This window comes from Grimontia sp. AD028 (assembly GCF_000973155.1).
GTDB lineage: Bacteria > Pseudomonadota > Gammaproteobacteria > Enterobacterales > Vibrionaceae > Enterovibrio > Enterovibrio indicus.
In genome coordinates this window covers 1-377 of record NZ_LASY01000199.1, presented here as the reverse complement: position 1 = coordinate 377, position 377 = coordinate 1, and the positions used below count along the sequence as shown (strand labels likewise).

Genomic DNA, 377 nt, shown 5'->3' with positions numbered 1-377 from the left:
GACAGCCTGAATGAATCGGCGGATGACGATGTGTTTACCGTCTCGGTGAATGCGACCTCCGGCGGTGACTTTGAAGCACAACCAACGGCACCGACCGCGGTAGAAACTACCATCAATGATGGCACCACCACGGATGCGCCAACCCTGACCTTAACAGGCGATGCGTCAGTGAATGAAGGCGAAGCGGCCAGCTACACCCTCACCCTGTCGGATGCGCCAACCGCTGATTTCACCGTGACCATCATCGTGGGCCATAAGACCACGGAAGATGGCGATATCACGCCGGTGACCCGCGATGTGGTGATCGCTGCGAACACCACTTCCATCGATTTCACCGTGGACACGCTTGATGACAGCCTGAATGAATCGGCGGATGA

The 377-nt window shown here is 57.0% G+C and carries 1 protein-coding gene; it reads left to right on the top strand.

Annotation, left to right across the window (positions count from 1 at the left end; all coding sequences use genetic code 11):
- Positions 1–377, top strand: a 377-nt coding sequence (locus tag RN22_RS25305; RefSeq protein ID WP_046308504.1) for a hypothetical protein, incomplete at both ends; no start/stop codon positions are given.